Below are 18519 nucleotides of genomic sequence, written 5' to 3' on the forward strand. Positions count from 1 at the left end.
CCTTAGAGAATCCGCATGCAAACTTTTTTTATCGCCCCCACCGATTTTGGCGTGGGTCTGACCTCCATCAGCCTCGGGCTGGTGCGTACGCTCGAGCGCGCCGGTCTCAAGGTCGGCTTTTTCAAACCGATTGCCCAGCCGCACCCTGGTGATACAGGACCGGAACGCTCCACCGAACTGGTGGCGCGTACCCATGGTCTGAAACCGCCTCAACCGCTGGGCCTGGCGCATGTCGAGCGGATGCTGGGCGATGGTCAGCTCGACGAATTGCTCGAAGAAATCATCACCCTCTACCAGCAGGCCGCTATCGGCAAGGACGTGCTGATCGTCGAAGGCATGGTGCCAACCCGCAGCGCCAGCTACGCCGCGCGGGTGAATCTGCACCTGGCCAAGAGCCTGGACGCTGATGTGATCCTGGTGTCGGCGCCGGAAAACGAGGTGTTGACCGAACTGTCCGGTCGCGTCGAATTGCAGGCGCAATTGTTCGGCGGTCCGAAGGACCCGAAAGTCCTCGGTGTGATCCTCAACAAGGTCAAGACCGACGAAAGCATGGACGTCTTCGCCTCGCGCCTGAAAGAACACTCGCCGTTGCTGCGCAGCGGCGATTTCCGTCTGCTGGGCTGCATCCCGTTCCAGCCGGAACTGAATGCACCGCGTACCCGCGACGTCGCCGATCTGATGGGCGCACAGATTCTCAATGCCGGCGACTACGAAACCCGGCGCATGACCAAAATCATTATCTGCGCCCGCACCATGCGCAACACCGTGGAGCTGCTCAAGCCCGGTGTACTGGTGGTGACCCCAGGCGATCGCGACGACATCATTCTCGCTGTCAGCCTCGCCGCCATGAACGGCGTACCATTGGCCGGCCTGCTGCTGACCAGCGATACCCTGCCCGATCCGCGCATCATGGATTTGTGTCGAGGCGCGCTGCAGGCTGGCTTGCCTGTGCTGTCGGTGAGCACCGGTTCCTACGACACCGCCAACCAGCTGAACGGATTGAACAAGGAAATCCCGATTGACGACCGTGAGCGCGCGGAGATCATCACCGATTTCGTCGCCAGCCACCTCGACGCCAACTGGCTGCACCAGCGCTGCGGCACGCCACGGGAAATGCGCCTGTCGCCTGCCGTATTCCGTTATCAATTGATCCAGCGGGCCCAGGCGGCCAACAAACGTATCGTCCTGCCCGAAGGCAGCGAGCCGTTGACCGTCCAGGCGGCGGCGATTTGTCAGGCACGCGGGATTGCCCGCTGCGTACTGCTGGCCAAACCCGAGGACGTCGAAGCGGTGGCTCGCGCGCAAGGCATCGAGCTGCCGCCGGGACTGGAAATTCTCGACCCGGACCTGATCCGCGAGCGCTACGTCGAACCGATGGTCGCACTGCGCAAAAGCAAAAGCCTCAATGCACCGATGGCCGAGCAGCAGCTGGAAGACACTGTGGTTATCGGCACCATGATGCTCGCGCTGGATGAAGTCGATGGCCTCGTCTCTGGCGTCATTCACTCCACCGCCAACACCATCCGCCCGGCCTTGCAGTTGATCAAGACCGCACCGGGCTGCACGCTGGTGTCGTCGGTGTTCTTCATGCTGTTCCCGGAAGAAGTGCTGGTGTACGGCGATTGCGTGATGAACCCGCATCCGAGTGCCAGCGAACTGGCCGAAATCGCGCTGCAAAGTGCTGACTCGGCGGCCGCGTTCGGCATTACGCCACGGGTAGCCATGATCAGCTACTCCAGTGGCGAATCAGCCAGCGGTGAAGAAGTCGAGAAGGTGCGCGAAGCGACGTTGCTTGCCCACGAGCAGCAGCATTCTCTACTGATCGACGGCCCGTTGCAGTACGACGCCGCCGCCAACGAAACCGTGGCCCGGCAACTGGCGCCGAACAGCCAGGTGGCCGGTCGCGCCACGGTGTTCGTGTTCCCCGACCTGAACACCGGCAACACCACGCACAAAGCCGTGCAGCGCAGTGCCGATTGCGTCAGCCTCGGCCCGATGCTGCAAGGCCTGCGCAAACCGGTGAACGACCTGCCACGCGGCGCGCAGGTCGATGACATTGTGTACACCATCGCGTTGACCGCGATCCAAGCTGCCAACCGACCTATGGATCTTTAAATGCTGGATTTCCTGCCTGCCGCCGTGCGCGGTGTGATTGCATCGATACTGCTGGCACTCAATACCATTTTGCTCTGCTCATTCCTGTTCTGCGTGGCGATCTTCAAGGCACTGCCTTTCGCCTTGACCCAGCGATTCACGCGCTGGCTGATGAGCCATACGCACGAAGCCTGGATCAGCAACAACAAGGCCTGGATGAACCTCGTCTGCCGTACTCGCTGGCACCTGAGTGGCCTCGAGGGGCTGGACTATCAGCATTCGTATCTGATCACCAGCAACCACCAGAGCTGGGTCGACATCATGGTGCTGCAGTACGTGCTCAACCGTCGCATCCAGCCGCTGAAGTTCTTTCTCAAGCAAGAGCTGATTTGGGTGCCGGTGATTGGTCTGGCGTGGTGGACCCTGGGCTTTCCGTTCATGAAGCGCTACTCCAAGACGTACCTGGAAAAGCACCCGGAGAAGAAAGGCAAAGACCTGGAAACCACCCGCAAGACCTGCGACAAGTTTCGTAATAACCCGGTGGGTATTTTCAACTTTGTCGAAGGCACGCGCTTCACCGAAGGCAAGCATGCGCAACAGAAGTCACCGTTCAAGTACCTGCTCAAGCCCAAGGCCGGTGGTATTGCCTTCGTACTCGATGCGATGGGTGAGCAGCTCGAATCCATCGTCAATGTGACCATTCACTATCCAGGCGGTCGTCCGGGGTATTGGGATCTGTTGTGCGGGAACGTCAAGGACGTGGTGGTGCATTTTCAGGAGCTGAAGATTCCGCCGCAGTTCATTGGCAAGAATTACGACCAGGATGGAGAGTACCGATTGCAGTTCCAGGGCTGGATCAATCAGCTGTGGGAAGACAAGGATGCGTTGCTGGAGCAGATGCATCGCGAATATCCAGGCAGACACTGATCTCCTGTAGGAGTGAGCCTGCTCGCGATAGCGGTCGTACATTCAGAGTTTACGTCGACTGATCCACCGCTATCGCGAGCAGGCTCACTCCTACAGTTGCCCGAGTTGATCCGAAACAAAAAAACCCGCCGGATGATCACTCATCGGCGGGTTTCTTATTAGCGGCTAACGCTTAGATCGCGCCGCGCTGGCGCAGCAGATCCAGCACTTGCTTGACGCTTTCTTCCAGCGACAGCGCTTGGGTATCGACCACGAGGTCGGCATCCAGCGGCACGTCGAACGGGAAGGATTCGCCCGGGATGTTATCCCCGGCCGCTGCGTACAGACCTTGTGGGTCACGCTCGGCACAGACCGTCGGCGAGGCCTGGACGTAGACCGTCAGCAGACGTTCCTTGCCGATCAGGTCCTTGGCTTGCTCACGACCTTCGGCACTCGGTGCCACGAAGGCCGCAAGCGTCAGCAAGCCGGCTTCGTTGAACTGACGCGCAACGTGCGCCGCACGACGCCAGTTCTCGGTACGACCGGCGCGATCCTGTGGCAGACCTTTGTTCAGGTCGTGACGCAGGTTCTGGCCATCCAGCACAAACACCGCACGCCCCATGTCGAACAGCTTGCGTTCAACCGCATAAGCCAAGGTGCTTTTGCCCGCGCCCGACAAGCCGCTGAACAGCACGGTGGCCGGCTGCTGGCCGAAGCGCTGGGCACGCTCTTCGGTGGCAACGTGAGCCAGTTTTCCGTGATGCGTGCTGCTGCCATGTGCCAGCGGCTGAGCGATGATCATGCCGGCGGCGACAGTACCGTTGGTCAAGCGATCGATGACGATGAACGAACCGGTGGTGCGGTTGCTTGCGTAACCGTCCAGCGCGATAGCGGCGTCGAGGCTGATCTTGACGCGACCGATCTCGTTCAGCTGCAACGAGCTGGCCGGACCTTCTTCAAGGGTGTTCACATCAACGCGGTTGACGATGCTGGTGATCGAACCCGGCACGTACGTCGTGGCGCGCTTGATGTCGTATTTCTTGCCCGGCAGCATCGGTTCTTCGGCCATCCACACCAGCATGGCGTCGAAGGCGTCGGTCACTTGCGGCAGGTTATCGGCGTGCACCAGCAAATCGCCGCGGGAGATGTCGATCTCGTCTTCCATGGTCAGCGTCACCGCCTGACCTGGACCTGCGTGTTCCAGCTCACCTTCGAAGGTGACGATGGATTTCACACGGCTGCTTTTGCCCGACGGCAGCACAACGACTTCGTCGCCCTTGTGCACGACACCGCTGGCCAGGGTGCCGGCGAAACCACGGAAATTCAGGTTCGGACGGTTGACGTACTGCACCGGGAAACGCAGGTCGGTGTAGTTGCGGTCGCTGGCGATTTCGACGGTCTCGAGAATTTCCATCAGCGACTGGCCGGTGTACCACGGCGAGCGCTCGGACTTGTTCACGACGTTGTCGCCCTTGAGCGCCGACATCGGCACGAACGCCATGGTGGTCGGCTTGAAGGCGATGCCTTCGGCGAACTTCAGGTAATCGGCCTTGATCGACTCGAAGACGGTTTCATCAAAGCCATTGATGTCCATCTTGTTGACGGCGATCACGATGTGTTTGATACCCAGCAACGAGGCGATAAAACTGTGGCGACGCGTCTGAGTCTGCACGCCGTAACGGGCATCGATCAGGATGATCGCCAGGTCACAGGTAGAAGCACCCGTGGCCATGTTGCGGGTGTACTGCTCATGGCCAGGGGTGTCGGCAATGATGAATTTGCGCTTGGCGGTGGAGAAGTAGCGGTAGGCAACATCGATGGTGATGCCCTGCTCCCGCTCGGCCTGCAGGCCGTCGACCAGCAACGCCAGGTCGATATCGTCGCCAGTGGTGCCGACTTTTTTCGAGTCGCGGGTGATGGCTTCCAGGTGATCTTCGTAGATCATCTTGGAGTCGTGCAGCAGGCGCCCGATCAGGGTGCTCTTGCCGTCATCGACGTTGCCACAGGTCAGAAAGCGCAGCATTTCCTTGCGTTCGTGCTGGCCCAGGTAGGCGAGGATGTCCTCGCTGATCAAATCAGATACGTGCGACATGACAACCCCTTAGAAATAACCCTGACGTTTCTTTTCTTCCATCGAGCCTGCGCCATCGTGGTCGATGACCCGGCCCTGGCGTTCGGAAGTTCGCGTCAGGAGCATTTCCTGAATGATGTCGGTCAGGCTGGTGGCCTCGGACTCGACCGCACCGGTCAGCGGGTAGTCACCCAGTGTACGGAAACGGACTTTCTTCTTGACGATACGCTTCTTGTCTTCGTCGCTCAGGTGATTGAGCAGGCGCTCGTCGTCGATCATGATCCAGGTGCCATTCATCTCGATGACGTCGCGCTCGGCGGCGAAATACAGCGGCACGATCGGGATGCCTTCGAGGTAGATGTACTGCCAGATGTCCAGCTCGGTCCAGTTCGACAACGGGAACACACGGATGGATTCACCCTTGTTGACGTTGCCGTTGTAGACGTTCCACAGTTCTGGACGCTGGTTCTTCGGGTCCCAGCGGTGCTTGGTATCGCGGAAGGAATACACGCGCTCTTTGGCGCGAGACTTCTCTTCATCACGACGGGCACCACCGAAAGCAGCGTCGAAGCCGTACTTGTCGAGAGCCTGCTTCAGGCCTTCGGTTTTCATGATGTCGGTGTGCTTTGCGCTACCGTGGGTCAGCGGGTTGATGCCCTGCGCAACACCATCGGGGTTCACGTGCACCAGCAGGTCCAGGCCGAGCTCTTCGACCATGCGATCGCGGAATGCGTACATCTCCTTGAACTTCCACCGGGTGTCGACGTGCATCACCGGGAACGGCAGTTTGCCCGGGAAGAACGCCTTGCGCGCAAGGTGCAGCATCACGGCGGAATCTTTACCGACGGAGTACAGCATCACCGGGTTATCGAACTCGGCGGCGACCTCGCGGATGATGTGGATGCTTTCGGCCTCCAGCTGTTTCAGATGCGTCAGTTTGTCGACCATGGCTACTCACGAAAACGATCTTATGGACGGCCAGCGGGCCGTGTTCGAGCGGGGAATGCTAGCACAGCGACTGCTTCTAATCAGGACGCCAGCTAGATCGAAAGGGTATATGAATATACCCCCTCGTTTGGGCGTGGATTACTCTGACTGGTTGGGACTGCCCCCTGTAGGAGCTGCCGAAGGCTGCGATCTTTTGACGTTGATTTTAAGATCAAAAGATCGCAGCGGGGCTACGCAAATCAGATCGGATTCGGGCAATCGATGAAGATGTGCTCGAGGGCAAAACGGCGTGCCAGGTAATCGCCCAGCGCTTGCACGCCGTAGCGCTCAGTGGCGTGGTGACCGGCGGCGATGAAACTGATGTCGTTTTCACGGGCACTGTGGAAGGTTTGCTCGGACGCTTCACCACTGAGGTAAAGGTCGACACCTGCCAGGACCGCCTGATCGATATAGCCCTGCCCACCACCGGTGCACCAACCCACACGGCGAATCATCGCGCTGCCTTCGATCAGTAACGGCTCGCGGCCCATGACGTCCTGAACTCGACGAGCGAAATCACGTGGTGTCATCGGCTCATTCAGCGAACCCACCAGGCCGACGATTTTGAGGTTGCCTGGATCGAGCGGACCTTCGACCGTGATGTCCAGCTGATGAGCCAGCTGCACGTTATTGCCGACATCCGGATGCAGGTCCAGCGGCAGGTGATAAGACAGCAGGCTGATGTCGTGCTTGAGCAAGGTCTTCAAACGACGTTGCTTCATGCCGGTGATGCACGGGTTTTCGCCCTTCCAGAAATAACCGTGATGAACCAGCACCAGGTCGGCCTGCGCTTCGACGGCGGCATCCAGTAATGCCTGGCTTGCAGTGACGCCACTGACAATGCGCATCACTTGCGGGCGGCCCTCGACCTGCAATCCGTTAGGGCAATAATCGGCAATCTTTGCACTGGCGAGGTAACGGTCGGCTTCTTCGACCAGGGTGCTCAAGGCGACGGCCATAAAAGACTCCTAAATATCCCGTTCAGAGGCGCGCTCGGCCTCGTATAATGCGCGACATTATGGGCGGTCTCATACCGCCTGCAACCTTTCAGGACGTGCTTAATGCTCAAGGCGCTGCGTTTTTCCGGCTGGCCGCTGTTGGCCGGCGTGCTTATCGCTCTGTTGATAATCCAGCGTTACCCGCAATGGGTCGGGCTTCCAAGCCTCGACGTCAACCTGCAGCAAGCGCCACAAACCACCAGTGTGCAACAAGGCCCGGTGTCGTACGCAGACGCCGTGACCACCGCCGCGCCGGCGGTAGTCAACCTGTACACCACCAAAGTCATCAACAAGCCGAACCATCCGCTGTTTGAGGACCCGCAGTTCCGCCGCTTTTTCGGCGACAACTCACCCAAGCAGAAGCGCATGGAGTCGAGCCTCGGCTCTGGCGTGATGATGAGCCCGGAAGGCTACATTCTGACCAACAACCACGTGACCAGTGGCGCCGATCAGATTGTGGTCGCGCTCAAGGACGGCCGTGAAACCCTCGCACGCGTCATCGGCAGCGATCCGGAAACCGACCTTGCGGTGTTGAAAATCGATCTGAAAAACCTGCCGTCGATCACCATCGGCCGCTCCGACAATATCCGCATCGGCGACGTGGCACTGGCCATCGGCAACCCGTTCGGCGTCGGCCAGACCGTGACCATGGGCATCATCAGCGCCACTGGACGTAATCAGCTGGGCTTGAACAACTACGAAGACTTCATTCAGACCGACGCCGCGATCAACCCGGGTAACTCCGGCGGCGCGCTGGTGGATGCCAACGGCAACCTGACAGGCATCAACACGGCGATCTTCTCCAAGTCCGGCGGCTCCCAGGGCATCGGCTTCGCGATTCCGGTCAAGCTGGCCATGGAGGTGATGAAGTCGATCATCGAGCACGGCCAGGTGATTCGTGGCTGGCTCGGGATTGAAGTGCAGCCATTGACTCAGGAACTGGCGGAGTCGTTTGGTCTGTCGGGGCGTCCGGGCATCGTGGTCGCGGGGATCTTCCGTGACGGCCCGGCGCAGAAGGCCGGCCTGCAATTGGGTGATGTGATCCTCGCCATCGACGGCGAACCGGCTGGAGATGGCCGTCGTTCGATGAACCAGGTGGCGCGGATCAAACCGACCGACAAGGTGTCGATTCAAGTGATGCGTAACGGCAAGGAGTTGAAGCTCACCGCCGAGATCGGCCTGCGCCCACCACCGGCCCCGGTCAAAGAAAAAGAAGAAGAGTAAGCACTAACCCGAGACACTCGGGTTAACGGCAGACATTCTCATTAGACATGTTATATTGTTTCAATATCACTATTGGAACAACATAACATGTCGTCTCGAACAATGGTTTCCGTAGCAGGTTTTACCCTCAGCCTGCTGGGTGATCCGGTCTTCGCCGAAGAGTCCGGCACACTCGAACTGGACGCCATCAGCGTCACCTCCGAGTACGAATCCCCCACCGGGCCGGTCAAAGGCTACCGCGCCACGCGCTCCTCCAGTGCGACCAAAACCGACACGGCGATCCGTGATATCCCGCAATCCATCAGTGTGATTCCCGCCAGCGTGCTCAAGGATCTGGGCAGCACCAGCGTCGAGCGCGCACTGGATTATGCCGGCGGTGTGTCGAAACAGAACAACTTCGGAGGCCTGACGCTTTACGAATACAGTGTGCGCGGCTTCACCACCTCCGAGTTCTACACGGACGGATTCAGCGCCAACCGTGGCTATCCGAGCACACCGGACGTGGCCAATATCGAGCGTATCGAGGTGCTCAAAGGCCCCGCCGCCAGCCTCTATGGCCGTGGTGATCCTGGCGGCACGGTGAACATCGTCACCAAGAAACCACAGCCCGAAGCCTTCACCACGTTGCATACCAGTGCCGGCAGCTGGGATCGCTATCGCACCGCAGTGGACGTCAATACGCCACTGGACGATGCCGGCAGTGTGTTATCTCGAGTGAACCTGGCGGTCGAGGACAACCACAGCTTTCGCGATCACGTCGACAGCCAGCGCGTGTTTGTCGCACCCTCCTTCAGTTGGCAATTGAACCCTGACACCCACCTGCTGGTGGAAAGCGAATTCGTCCGTCACAGCTCGACGTTCGACCGCGGCATCGTCGCACCGAACAACACATGGAACGGTGTGTCGCGCTCGACGTTCCTGGGCGAGCCCAACGATGGTGACATCGATAACCACAACAACAGGCTGCAAGCCGCGCTCGAACATCAGCTCGACGACCGCTGGAGCCTGCGCCTCGCCAGTCATTACAAGGAAGGCAAACTCTGGGGCTTCGCCTCGGAGGCTCGACCGCTGAATGCCGACGGGCACACGGTCAATCGCCGCTACCGCGAGCGTGACAACGATTGGCACGACAGCATCACGCAACTCGAACTGCGCGGCCTGTTCGACCTCGGCAGCTGGCAGCACGAACTGCTGATCGGCAGCGAATACGAGAACTACCGCAAGAACGAACGCGTGACCACAATTGCCGGTGGCCCGTACGACATTGACATCTATCATCCGGTCTATGGACGGCCGAAACCTGACGGCACACGGTCCGGCACGGACTTCTTCGAACACGTCGAAAGCCACGCGCTGAACCTGCAGGACCAGATTATCTTCACCGAGAAACTGCGCGGCATGCTCGGCATACGCTTCGAGCATTTCGAGCAACGCATCGACGATCACACCCGAGGCGCCAACAGTCGTCAGCGCCATGACGCGCTTACGCAACGGGCCGGCCTGCTCTACCAACTGACACCCGAAGTCGGAGTGTTCGCTAATGCCTCAACTTCGTTCAAGCCGAACAACGGCCTCGATGCCAGCGGGAAATCCTTCGACCCGGAACAAGGCGTCGGCTATGAACTCGGGATCAAGAGCGAGCTGTTTGACGATCGCTTGAGCAGCACCTTTGCCCTCTTCCATATCGAAAAGGAAAACGTCCTCGCACTCGACCCGGGCACCGACACCAGCCGCGCCATGGGCAAGGCCCGCAGTCAGGGATTCGATCTGCAAGTCACCGGGCAAATGACCGACGCCGTGCGAGTGATCGGCGCGCTTGCCTACATTGATGCCGAGGTTACCGAAGGCGACAACGTCATTCCCACTGGTAGCCGCATCCTCGGCGTAGCGAAACGCAGCGGCAGCGTGTTGGGGGTTTATGAGTTTCAGGAGGGTCGTTTGCGTGGCTCGGATGTCGGAGCGGCCTTTACCTATGTCGGCGATCGTTCGGGTGAGTCCGGCAGCGATTTTGAATTGCCGGCCTATCACACCGTGGACGTGCTGGCGCACTACAAAGCCAGCGACACCGTCACCGTAGGCCTGAACCTGAACAACCTTTTCGATGAGAAATACTTCGAGCGCTCGTATAGCAACTACTGGGTGAACCCCGGTGAGCCGCGCAATTTCACTGTCAGCCTGACTCTCGATCTGTAAAAACAAGCTTGCCCGCGGTGGGAACACCGCGGGCAAGCCGGATCGCTGCACTGCATGCTTCTACGGGATCAGGTACGGGTCAAAGATCGCCCAGGCCGTCGATCAGTGCCTGATTCTGCTCGGGCGTGCCAATGGAGATCCGCAGGAACTGCGCAATGCGCTCTTGCTTGAAGTGGCGAACGATCACACCTTGCTCGCGCAACTTCGCTGCCAGCCCGGCCGCATCGTGTTGCGGATGACGGGCGAAAATGAAGTTCGCTGCCGACGGCAACACTTCAAAACCCTTCGTCTCCAATTGCCCAACTACCTTATCGCGGCTCTCGATCACCAGACGGCAGGTCTTGTCGAAGTACTCGCGATCTTCAAACGCGGCGGCGGCGCCGACGATGGCCAGACGGTCAATCGGATAAGAGTTGAAGCTGTTCTTGATCCGCTCCAGCGCTTCAATCAAGTCCGGGTGTCCTACTGCCAGCCCAACCCGCAGACCCGCCAGCGAACGGGACTTGGACAAGGTCTGGGTCACCAGAAGGTTCGGGTATCGATCCACCAGCGTGATAGCCGTTGCGCCGCCGAAGTCGATGTAAGCCTCGTCCACCACAACCACGGAATCCGGGTTGGCCTTGAGGATTTGCTCGACAGCCTCGAGCGCCAGCAGGCAACCGGTCGGCGCGTTCGGGTTCGGGAAAATGATCCCGCCGTTCGGCTTGGTGTAGTCGGCCGGATTGATCTGGAACTGCTCGTCCAGCGGCACCGCATCAAATGCTATGCCGTACAAACCGCAGTAAACCGGATAGAAGCTGTAGCTGATGTCAGGGAACAGCAGCGGCTTTTCGTGCTGCAGCAGGCCGTGGAAAATGTGCGCCAGGACTTCATCAGAACCGTTGCCGAGGAACACCTGATTGCTCTGTACGCCGTAGTACTTGGCCACGGCATTTTTCAGCAGATCGCTGTTCGGGTCCGGATACAGGCGCAGGTTGTCGTTCAGCTCGGCCTGCATCGCCGCCAGGGCTTTGGGCGATGGACCGTAAGGGTTTTCATTGGTGTTGAGCTTTACCAGTTTGGCCAGTTTCGGCTGCTCGCCCGGTACGTAGGGCACCAGGTTCTTGACGAACGGGCTCCAGAATTTACTCATTTCAGTTCCCCTGCTTGCCATCGACGATGCGGTATTCAGCGCTGCGTGCGTGGGCGGTCAGCGACTCGCCACGGGCCAGCACGGAAGCGGTCTTGCCCAGTTCGGACGCACCCTGCTCGGAGCAGAAAATGATCGACGAACGTTTCTGGAAGTCATACACACCGAGCGGCGACGAGAACCGCGCGGTGCCAGAAGTCGGCAGCACGTGGTTCGGACCGGCGCAGTAATCGCCCAAGGCTTCAGAGGTGTGACGGCCCATGAAAATCGCACCGGCGTGACGGATCTGCGGCAGCCAGGCTTGTGGATCAGCCACCGACAACTCCAGGTGTTCCGGCGCGATGCGGTTGGCCACTTCGATGGCCTGCTCCATGTCTCGAACCAGGATCAAGGCGCCACGGCCATTGATCGATGTTTCGATAATCTCGGCGCGCTCCATGGTCGGCATTAGTTTGTTGATGCTCGCGGCAACCTTGTCGAGGAACTCGGCGTCCGGGCTGACCAGAATCGCCTGAGCGTCTTCGTCGTGCTCGGCCTGGGAAAACAGGTCCATGGCGATCCAGTCAGGATCGGTCTGACCATCGCACACCACAAGAATCTCCGACGGGCCGGCGATCATGTCGATACCGACCTGGCCGAACACGTGGCGCTTGGCGGTGGCGACATAGATGTTGCCAGGGCCCACCACCTTGTCGACCTTCGGCACGCTTTCGGTGCCATAAGCCAGTGCGGCAACGGCCTGGGCACCGCCGATGGTGAACACCCGGTCGACGCCGGCGATGCAGGCAGCCGCCAGCACCAGCTCGTTGATTTCACCGCGCGGAGTCGGCACGACCATGACCACTTCGGTCACGCCCGCGACTTTGGCCGGAATCGCGTTCATCAACACGGACGACGGGTACGACGCCTTGCCGCCCGGCACATATAGACCGGCGCGATCCAGCGGCGTGACCTTCTGGCCCAGCACCGTGCCGTCGGCTTCGGTGTAGCTCCAGGAATCCTGCTTCTGTTTTTCGTGGTAGCTGCGCACACGGGTGGCGGCTTTTTCCAGCGCCTCGCGCTGAGGAATGGTGATTCGGGTCAGGGCCAGTTCCAGGCGTTCGCGCGGCAGGATCAGGTCCGCCATGGAGGCGACTTCCAGGCCGTCAAACTTCTGGGTGAATTCCACCAGCGCCGCATCGCCACGCTCGCGCACGGCTTTGATGATGTCCAGCACCCGCTGATTGACCGAGTCGTCAGACACACTTTCCCAGCTCAGCAGATGATCCAGATGATGTGCGAAATCAGGATCGGCAGCGTTGAGTCGGCGAATTGCAGTCGGTGCGGTCATAGCGAGAGCCTCATAGGAATGGCAAAAACTCAGGCGCCCTAACTTAGCAGTCGTTTCCGCTTGGGCACCTGAGAATTCTGGCTATGAGGCGGATAGACGGGCGCGACTTAACGTCGCGCAGGTGAATCAGCCGCGGTGTCGAGACTCCACTGCCTTGCGCAGGGTGTCGATCAACGCCTGAATACGGGCGTGCTGCATCTTCATCGAGGCTTTGTTAACGATCAGCCGGGAGCTGATGGCCGCAATGAAATCCTGTGGCTCAAGGCCGTTGGCCCGCAGCGTGTTACCGGTGTCGACCACGTCGATGATCTTGTCGGCCAGACCGATCAGCGGTGCCAGCTCCATCGAGCCGTACAGCTTGATGATGTCGACCTGACGACCTTGCTCGGCATAGTAACGCTTGGCAACGTTGACGAACTTGGTAGCGATGCGCAGACGGCCCTTGGGCTCGATCGCCCCGATCTTGCCCGCGGTCATCAGCTTGCATTGGGCAATTTGCAGGTCCAGTGGCTCGTACAGGCCCTGGCCACCGTATTCCATCAACACATCTTTACCGGCGACGCCCAGATCCGCCGCACCATGCTCGACGTAGGTCGGCACATCGGTGGCGCGAACGATCAGCAGACGTACATCAGGCTGGGTCGTGGGGATGATCAGCTTGCGGCTTTTGTCCGGATTCTCGGTCGGCACGATGCCCGCTTCAGCCAGAAGCGGCAGGGTGTCGTCAAGGATGCGGCCCTTGGACAGTGCGATGGTCAACATGGGAAACGTCAGTCCTTATCAAGGTACTCATGCCCGGTCGCAATCGGCGCCGGACACACATCGAGCCGGAAACCGGCTCGACTCTGAACAATTCAACGGACGCGTCCCTGCGCCCATACAGCAGAAACTAGCCCGGTACGCGGCGGATCTTGGCGCCGAGCATCTGCAGTTTCTCTTCGATGCACTCGTAACCACGGTCTATGTGGTAGATGCGGTCGATCAAGGTGTCGCCTTCAGCGATCAACGCCGAGATGACCAGGCTGGCCGATGCACGCAGGTCGGTGGCCATGACTGGCGCGCCTTTGAGCTTCTCGGTGCCGGTCACGATGGCCGTGTTGCCTTCGACCTGGATCTTGGCGCCCATGCGGTGCAGTTCGTAAACGTGCATGAAGCGGTTTTCGAAGATCGTCTCGATCACGGCACCGGTGCCTTCGGCAATGGCGTTGAGGGAGATGAACTGCGCTTGCATGTCAGTCGGGAACGCCGGGTATGGAGCGGTCCGCACGTTGACGGCTTTCGGCCGCTTGCCGTGCATGTTCAGCTCGATCCAGTCTTCGCCGCAGGTGATTTCAGCACCCGCTTCCTTGAGTTTCTCAAGAACGGCTTCAAGGATGGTCGGATCCGTGTCCTTGACCTTCACGCGACCGCCAGTCACGGCAGCGGCAACCAGGTAGGTGCCGGTTTCGATACGGTCAGGCATCACCTTGTAAGTGGCCGGGTGCAGACGATCAACGCCATCGATGGTGATGGTGTCAGTACCTGCGCCGGAAATCTTGGCGCCCATGGCAATCAGGAAGTTCGCCAGGTCGATGACTTCAGGCTCGCGAGCGGCGTTTTGCAGAACGCTGCGACCCTTGGCCAGAGCGGCCGCCATCATGATGTTTTCGGTGCCGGTCACGCTGACGGTGTCGAAGAAGAAGTGCGCGCCGCGCAGGCCACCTTCAGGCGCCTTGGCCTTGATGTAGCCGCCTTCCACGTCGATCACCGCGCCCATGGCTTCGAGACCACGGATGTGCAGGTCAACCGGACGCGAGCCGATGGCGCAACCGCCAGGCAGTGCGACTTCGGCCTCACCGAAACGGGCAACCATCGGACCCAGTACCAGGATCGACGCACGCATGGTCTTGACCAGTTCGTACGGGGCGATCAGGGTCTTGATGGTGCGCGGGTCGATTTCGACGCTGAGCTTCTCGTCGATCACCGGCTCGATGCCCATGCGGCCGAACAGCTCGATCATGGTGGTGATGTCGTGCAGGTGCGGCAGGTTGGCAACAGTCACCGGACCATCGCACAGCAGGGTTGCAGCCAGGATCGGCAGGGCAGAGTTCTTTGCCCCGGAGATGCGGATTTCGCCATCAAGACGAACGCCACCGGTAATAATCAATTTATCCATAAGAATCTCGACGCCCGTGGGCTCAGGTGCGCTCGGCCCAGGCCGCGCTGCTGAAAAATTTCATAGTGACCGCATGGATGCTGCCATCGGTGATCCATGGGTTCAAATGGGCATAGACCTGCTGCTGACGCTTCACCGGGCTCAACGCCGCCAGTTCATCGCTAATCACGTTCAGCTGGAAGTTGCAGCCTTCGCCCTCAACTTCCACCTTTGTATTAGGCAGCTTTCCTTCAAGGAAGCTCTTCACTTCTACGGCCTGCATGCTCAACCTCAATCGGCGCCTAGTGCGCGCGGGTCGGACATCATACAAAAAAGCCCCGCGCCTGCGAACCCCGCTAAGCAGGACTCTGACGGGGGGCTTCTTTATAGATGCGGGTTAGGGATGCGCCAACAGCTCGGTCAGTTCGCTGACCTGAGCGATTTCGCGCATATCTTCGGGCATCGCGCGGATGCTCAGGGCCTTGCCGGCCGCCTGGGCATCTCGCATGAAGCACAACAACAACGACAATCCGACGCTGCTGGATTTCACCACTTGCGAGCAATCCACGACCAATGCCGCAGCCTTGCTGGCCTTGATCAGCGCCTGACCCTGCTTACGCAAAACAGGGCCGCTGCGGTAATCCAGAGTGCCGCTGAGCAGCAGTTCGCCGGCTTCGCTCATCTGAACCGCCGACTCACTCATTGGGCTTGCTTCTCGGCCGCTTGCTCGGTGGTTTCCTTGGCCTTGGCAACTTCGCCGGCCCAGTTGTTGATGACCTTGTCCAGGTCGTTGCCATTACGCTGCATCGAATCCTGGAACTGATCGCGGAACAACTTGCCGATGTTGATACCGTTGATGATCACGTTGCGTACTTTCCACTCGCCGTTGATTTTCTCGAGTGTGTAGGACACAGGGTAGATCGAACCGCTGCTGCCTTTGACCTGCATGTCAACGCTGGTACGGGTGCCACTTTCATCTTTGGCTGGCGAAACGGTAATGCCCTGGTTGTTGTACTCAAGCAACGCGTTGCCGTAGAACTGCATCAGGCTGCGCTTGAAGTTTTCCTGGAAGCGCTGCATCTGCTCCGGCGTGGCTTTACGGGAATACTTGACGGTCATGATGCTGCGCGAAATGCCGTCAGCATCGACCACCGGGCCGACAATCCCGTTGAGGGCGTTGTAGAACTCGTTCGGGCTCTGCTTGTACTTTTCTTTGTTGGCAGCCAGATCGGCCAGCAACCGGGTAGTCGTGTCCTGCACCAGATCGTGCGCCGACTGCGCCGCCACGGCGTTAGCCATCAACGGCAAGGCCGCGAGTAATACCAACAGGCCACGTCGCAAGATAGAGATCATTCAAAAGCTCCTCATTTGGCTTCTTTGCTAACGGTGTTGAGCAGGAATTTACCGATCAGGTCCTCGAGCACCAGCGACGACTGCGTGTCGTGGATGGTTCCGCCATCCTTGAGAAGGGCTTCTTCCCCACCCACGCTGATACCGATGTACTTCTCGCCCAACAGGCCAGCAGTCAGGATAGATGCGGTGGAGTCAGTCGGCAGATTATCTACGCGCTTCTCCAGCTGCATCGTCACTCGACCGGTGAAACTGTCGCGGTCCAGATCGATCGCTGTCACCTTGCCGATCGTCACACCGGCCATGGTCACTTTAGCTCTGACCGTCAAACCGGCGATATTGTCGAAATAAGCGTAAAGTTTATAAGAATCAGTTGTTGCGCTAGGGGACAGGCCACTGACCCGCAACGCAAGCAACAGCAAAGCCAGGATGCCAGCCAGCAAGAAAAGGCCGACACCGATTTCCAGGGTGCGGTTTTGCATCAGAAATCTCCAAACATCAAGGCGGTCAGAATAAAGTCCAGGCCGAGTACAGCCAACGAGGCGTACACAACGGTCTTGGTAGTGGCACGACTGATCCCCTCGGAAGTGGGCTCGCAGTCATAACCTTGGAATACGGCAATCCAGGTAACAACGAAGGCGAAGACGATACTTTTAATGATGCCGTTGAGCACATCTTCGGTGAACGTCACGCTGTTTTGCATGTTCGACCAGTAGGAGCCTTCGTAGACACCCAGCCAGTCGACGGCCACCCACGAACCACCCCAAATACCCACCACGCTGAAAATCATCGCCAGCACCGGCAGGGAAATGAAGCCGGCCCACAGGCGCGGGGCAATGATGTACTTGAGCGGGTCGACACCGATCATTTCCAGACTGGACAGCTGTTCGGTGGACTTCATGTTGCCGATTTCGGCCGTCAGCGCAGACCCTGCGCGTCCTGCGAACAGCAAGGCAGTGACCACCGGGCCCAATTCACGCAACAGCGTCAGGGCAACCATCTGTCCGACCGCCTGTTCCGAACCATAGCTGGACAGAATGTTGAAACCTTGCAGCGCCAGCACCATGCCGATGAACACCCCGGAGACCACAATGATCACCAGGGACATCACGCCCACCGAGTGCAGTTGCTTGATCAGCAGGCCGAAACCGCCGCCAATGCCGCCACGGCCGAGCAAGGCATGAAACAGGAACAGCGTCGCACGCCCGAACACCGCGACGGCATCGATTGCCGCGTGGCCGAACCGGCGCACTCTTTCTATTAGTGAAATCTTGCGCATCAACGCTTCCCCAGAAGATCTGCGCGGTAATCCGTCGCTGGAAAGTGGTACGCGACCGGACCATCGGGTTCGCCTGTCATAAACTGACGGATACGCGGATCATCCGAATTCATCAGTTCGTCCGGCGTGCCCTGCCCCAATACCTGTCCGTCGCCGACTACATAGATGTAATCGGCGATGCTGGCGGTCTCCGCCAGGTCATGGGAAACCACGATACTGGTAATGCCCAATGCATCGTTGAGCAAGCGGATCAGGCGCACCAATACGCCCATGGCGATCGGGTCCTGCCCCACAAAAGGCTCGTCATACATGAGAATCTGCGGATCCAGCGCAATCGCCCGGGCCAGCGCGACACGACGCTTCATGCCACCGGACAATTCGTCAGGCATAAGGTCGATGGCCCCACGCAAACCCACCGCCTGCAATTTGAGCAGGACGATGTCCCGGATCATTTCTTCAGGAAGCTCGGTGTGAACACGTAGCGGAAAGGCGACGTTCTCGAATACATCGAGATCGGTAAACAGTGCGCCGCTCTGGAACAGCACACCCATATGCTTGCGCGCATCGAACAAATCGCTGCGAGACAATTTCGGCAGATTCTGGCCGTTGACCCAGACTTCACCGGCGGTGGGACGCAACTGGGCGCCCATCAACCGCAAAAGCGTGGTCTTGCCACACCCGGAAGGTCCCATGATGCCGGTGACCTTGCCGCGCGGGATACGGATATCGACGTTATTGAAAATGCTGCGCGCACCGCGCTTGAAGGTCAGTCCCTTCAGCTCGACCGCGTAGGCGTTATCGGCACTCATCTAAACTCCTTGCGA

At 59.3% G+C, this 18519-nt stretch carries 17 protein-coding genes; 4 read left to right on the forward strand and 13 right to left on the reverse strand.

What is annotated here, in order from left to right; translation table 11 throughout:
- Positions 1-15 precede the first annotated feature (15 nt).
- Positions 16-2115 (forward strand): phosphate acetyltransferase, encoded by a 2100-nt coding sequence (gene pta / locus AC3ZVB_RS11460; RefSeq protein ID WP_162439273.1) that lies wholly within the window; start codon positions 16-18, stop codon positions 2113-2115.
- Positions 2116-3021: a 1-acylglycerol-3-phosphate O-acyltransferase, YihG family gene (gene yihG, locus AC3ZVB_RS11465; protein ID WP_490146590.1), complete on the forward strand. Its 906-nt coding sequence runs from the start codon at positions 2116-2118 to the stop codon at positions 3019-3021. It begins immediately after the preceding gene.
- A gap of 172 nt (positions 3022-3193) precedes the next feature.
- On the opposite strand, the gene cysN is transcribed toward yihG, so the two are convergent.
- The 3 genes from cysN to AC3ZVB_RS11480 form a co-directional block, all read right to left on the reverse strand.
- Complete coding sequence (cysN, locus tag AC3ZVB_RS11470; RefSeq protein WP_162439269.1) at positions 3194-5092, reverse strand: sulfate adenylyltransferase subunit CysN; 1899 nt, start codon at positions 5090-5092, stop codon at positions 3194-3196.
- A 9-nt stretch (positions 5093-5101) separates the two neighbouring features.
- Positions 5102-6019, reverse strand: coding sequence for a sulfate adenylyltransferase subunit CysD (gene cysD / locus AC3ZVB_RS11475; RefSeq protein ID WP_162439268.1), 918 nt, complete (start codon positions 6017-6019; stop codon positions 5102-5104).
- A gap of 239 nt (positions 6020-6258) precedes the next feature.
- The gene (locus AC3ZVB_RS11480) at positions 6259-7017 is read right to left on the reverse strand and encodes a Nif3-like dinuclear metal center hexameric protein (RefSeq protein ID WP_194691397.1); all 759 of its coding nucleotides are present in this window, start codon (positions 7015-7017) and stop codon (positions 6259-6261) included.
- A 102-nt stretch (positions 7018-7119) separates the two neighbouring features.
- Between AC3ZVB_RS11480 and algW the strand changes: the two genes are divergently transcribed.
- A complete protein-coding gene (gene algW / locus AC3ZVB_RS11485; protein ID WP_162439266.1) occupies positions 7120-8280 on the forward strand; it encodes a Do family serine endopeptidase AlgW in 1161 nt (386 codons plus the stop codon).
- Positions 8281-8367: 87 nt separating this feature from the next.
- Positions 8368-10473, forward strand: a complete 2106-nt coding sequence (locus AC3ZVB_RS11490; RefSeq protein WP_490146591.1) for a TonB-dependent siderophore receptor — start codon at positions 8368-8370, stop codon at positions 10471-10473.
- Between the two features lie 79 nt (positions 10474-10552).
- On the opposite strand, the gene hisC is transcribed toward AC3ZVB_RS11490, so the two are convergent.
- From hisC to AC3ZVB_RS11540, 10 genes are all read right to left on the reverse strand, one after another.
- Entirely contained in the window at positions 10553-11605 is a 1053-nt protein-coding gene (hisC, locus tag AC3ZVB_RS11495; protein ID WP_162439265.1) for a histidinol-phosphate transaminase, read from the reverse strand.
- A gap of 1 nt (position 11606) precedes the next feature.
- Positions 11607-12932 (reverse strand): histidinol dehydrogenase, encoded by a 1326-nt coding sequence (gene hisD, locus AC3ZVB_RS11500; protein ID WP_162439264.1) that lies wholly within the window; start codon positions 12930-12932, stop codon positions 11607-11609.
- 126 nt (positions 12933-13058) lie between these two features.
- A complete protein-coding gene (gene hisG, locus AC3ZVB_RS11505; RefSeq protein ID WP_162439263.1) occupies positions 13059-13694 on the reverse strand; it encodes an ATP phosphoribosyltransferase in 636 nt (211 codons plus the stop codon).
- A gap of 127 nt (positions 13695-13821) precedes the next feature.
- Positions 13822-15087 (reverse strand): UDP-N-acetylglucosamine 1-carboxyvinyltransferase, encoded by a 1266-nt coding sequence (gene murA / locus AC3ZVB_RS11510; protein ID WP_122837518.1) that lies wholly within the window; start codon positions 15085-15087, stop codon positions 13822-13824.
- 22 nt (positions 15088-15109) lie between these two features.
- On the reverse strand, positions 15110-15349 hold the full coding sequence (locus AC3ZVB_RS11515) for a BolA family protein (protein ID WP_007901566.1): 240 nt from the start codon (positions 15347-15349) through the stop codon (positions 15110-15112).
- 114 nt (positions 15350-15463) lie between these two features.
- Positions 15464-15769, reverse strand: a complete 306-nt coding sequence (locus AC3ZVB_RS11520) for an STAS domain-containing protein (protein WP_162439262.1) — start codon at positions 15767-15769, stop codon at positions 15464-15466.
- Complete coding sequence (locus AC3ZVB_RS11525) at positions 15766-16419, reverse strand: MlaC/ttg2D family ABC transporter substrate-binding protein (protein WP_162439261.1); 654 nt, start codon at positions 16417-16419, stop codon at positions 15766-15768. Before AC3ZVB_RS11525 ends, AC3ZVB_RS11520 begins: the two co-directional genes overlap by 4 nt.
- Before the next feature lie 11 nt (positions 16420-16430).
- A complete protein-coding gene (gene mlaD, locus AC3ZVB_RS11530) occupies positions 16431-16898 on the reverse strand; it encodes an outer membrane lipid asymmetry maintenance protein MlaD (RefSeq protein WP_162439260.1) in 468 nt (155 codons plus the stop codon).
- The gene (gene mlaE, locus AC3ZVB_RS11535) at positions 16898-17695 is read right to left on the reverse strand and encodes a lipid asymmetry maintenance ABC transporter permease subunit MlaE (protein WP_162439259.1); all 798 of its coding nucleotides are present in this window, start codon (positions 17693-17695) and stop codon (positions 16898-16900) included. The genes mlaD and mlaE overlap by 1 nt, the downstream gene beginning before the upstream one ends.
- The gene (locus AC3ZVB_RS11540; protein WP_162439258.1) at positions 17695-18504 is read right to left on the reverse strand and encodes an ATP-binding cassette domain-containing protein; all 810 of its coding nucleotides are present in this window, start codon (positions 18502-18504) and stop codon (positions 17695-17697) included. The genes mlaE and AC3ZVB_RS11540 overlap by 1 nt, the downstream gene beginning before the upstream one ends.
- Positions 18505-18519: the final 15 nt, after the last annotated feature.

Source organism: Pseudomonas sp. MDV22-iso1, assembly GCF_058145095.1.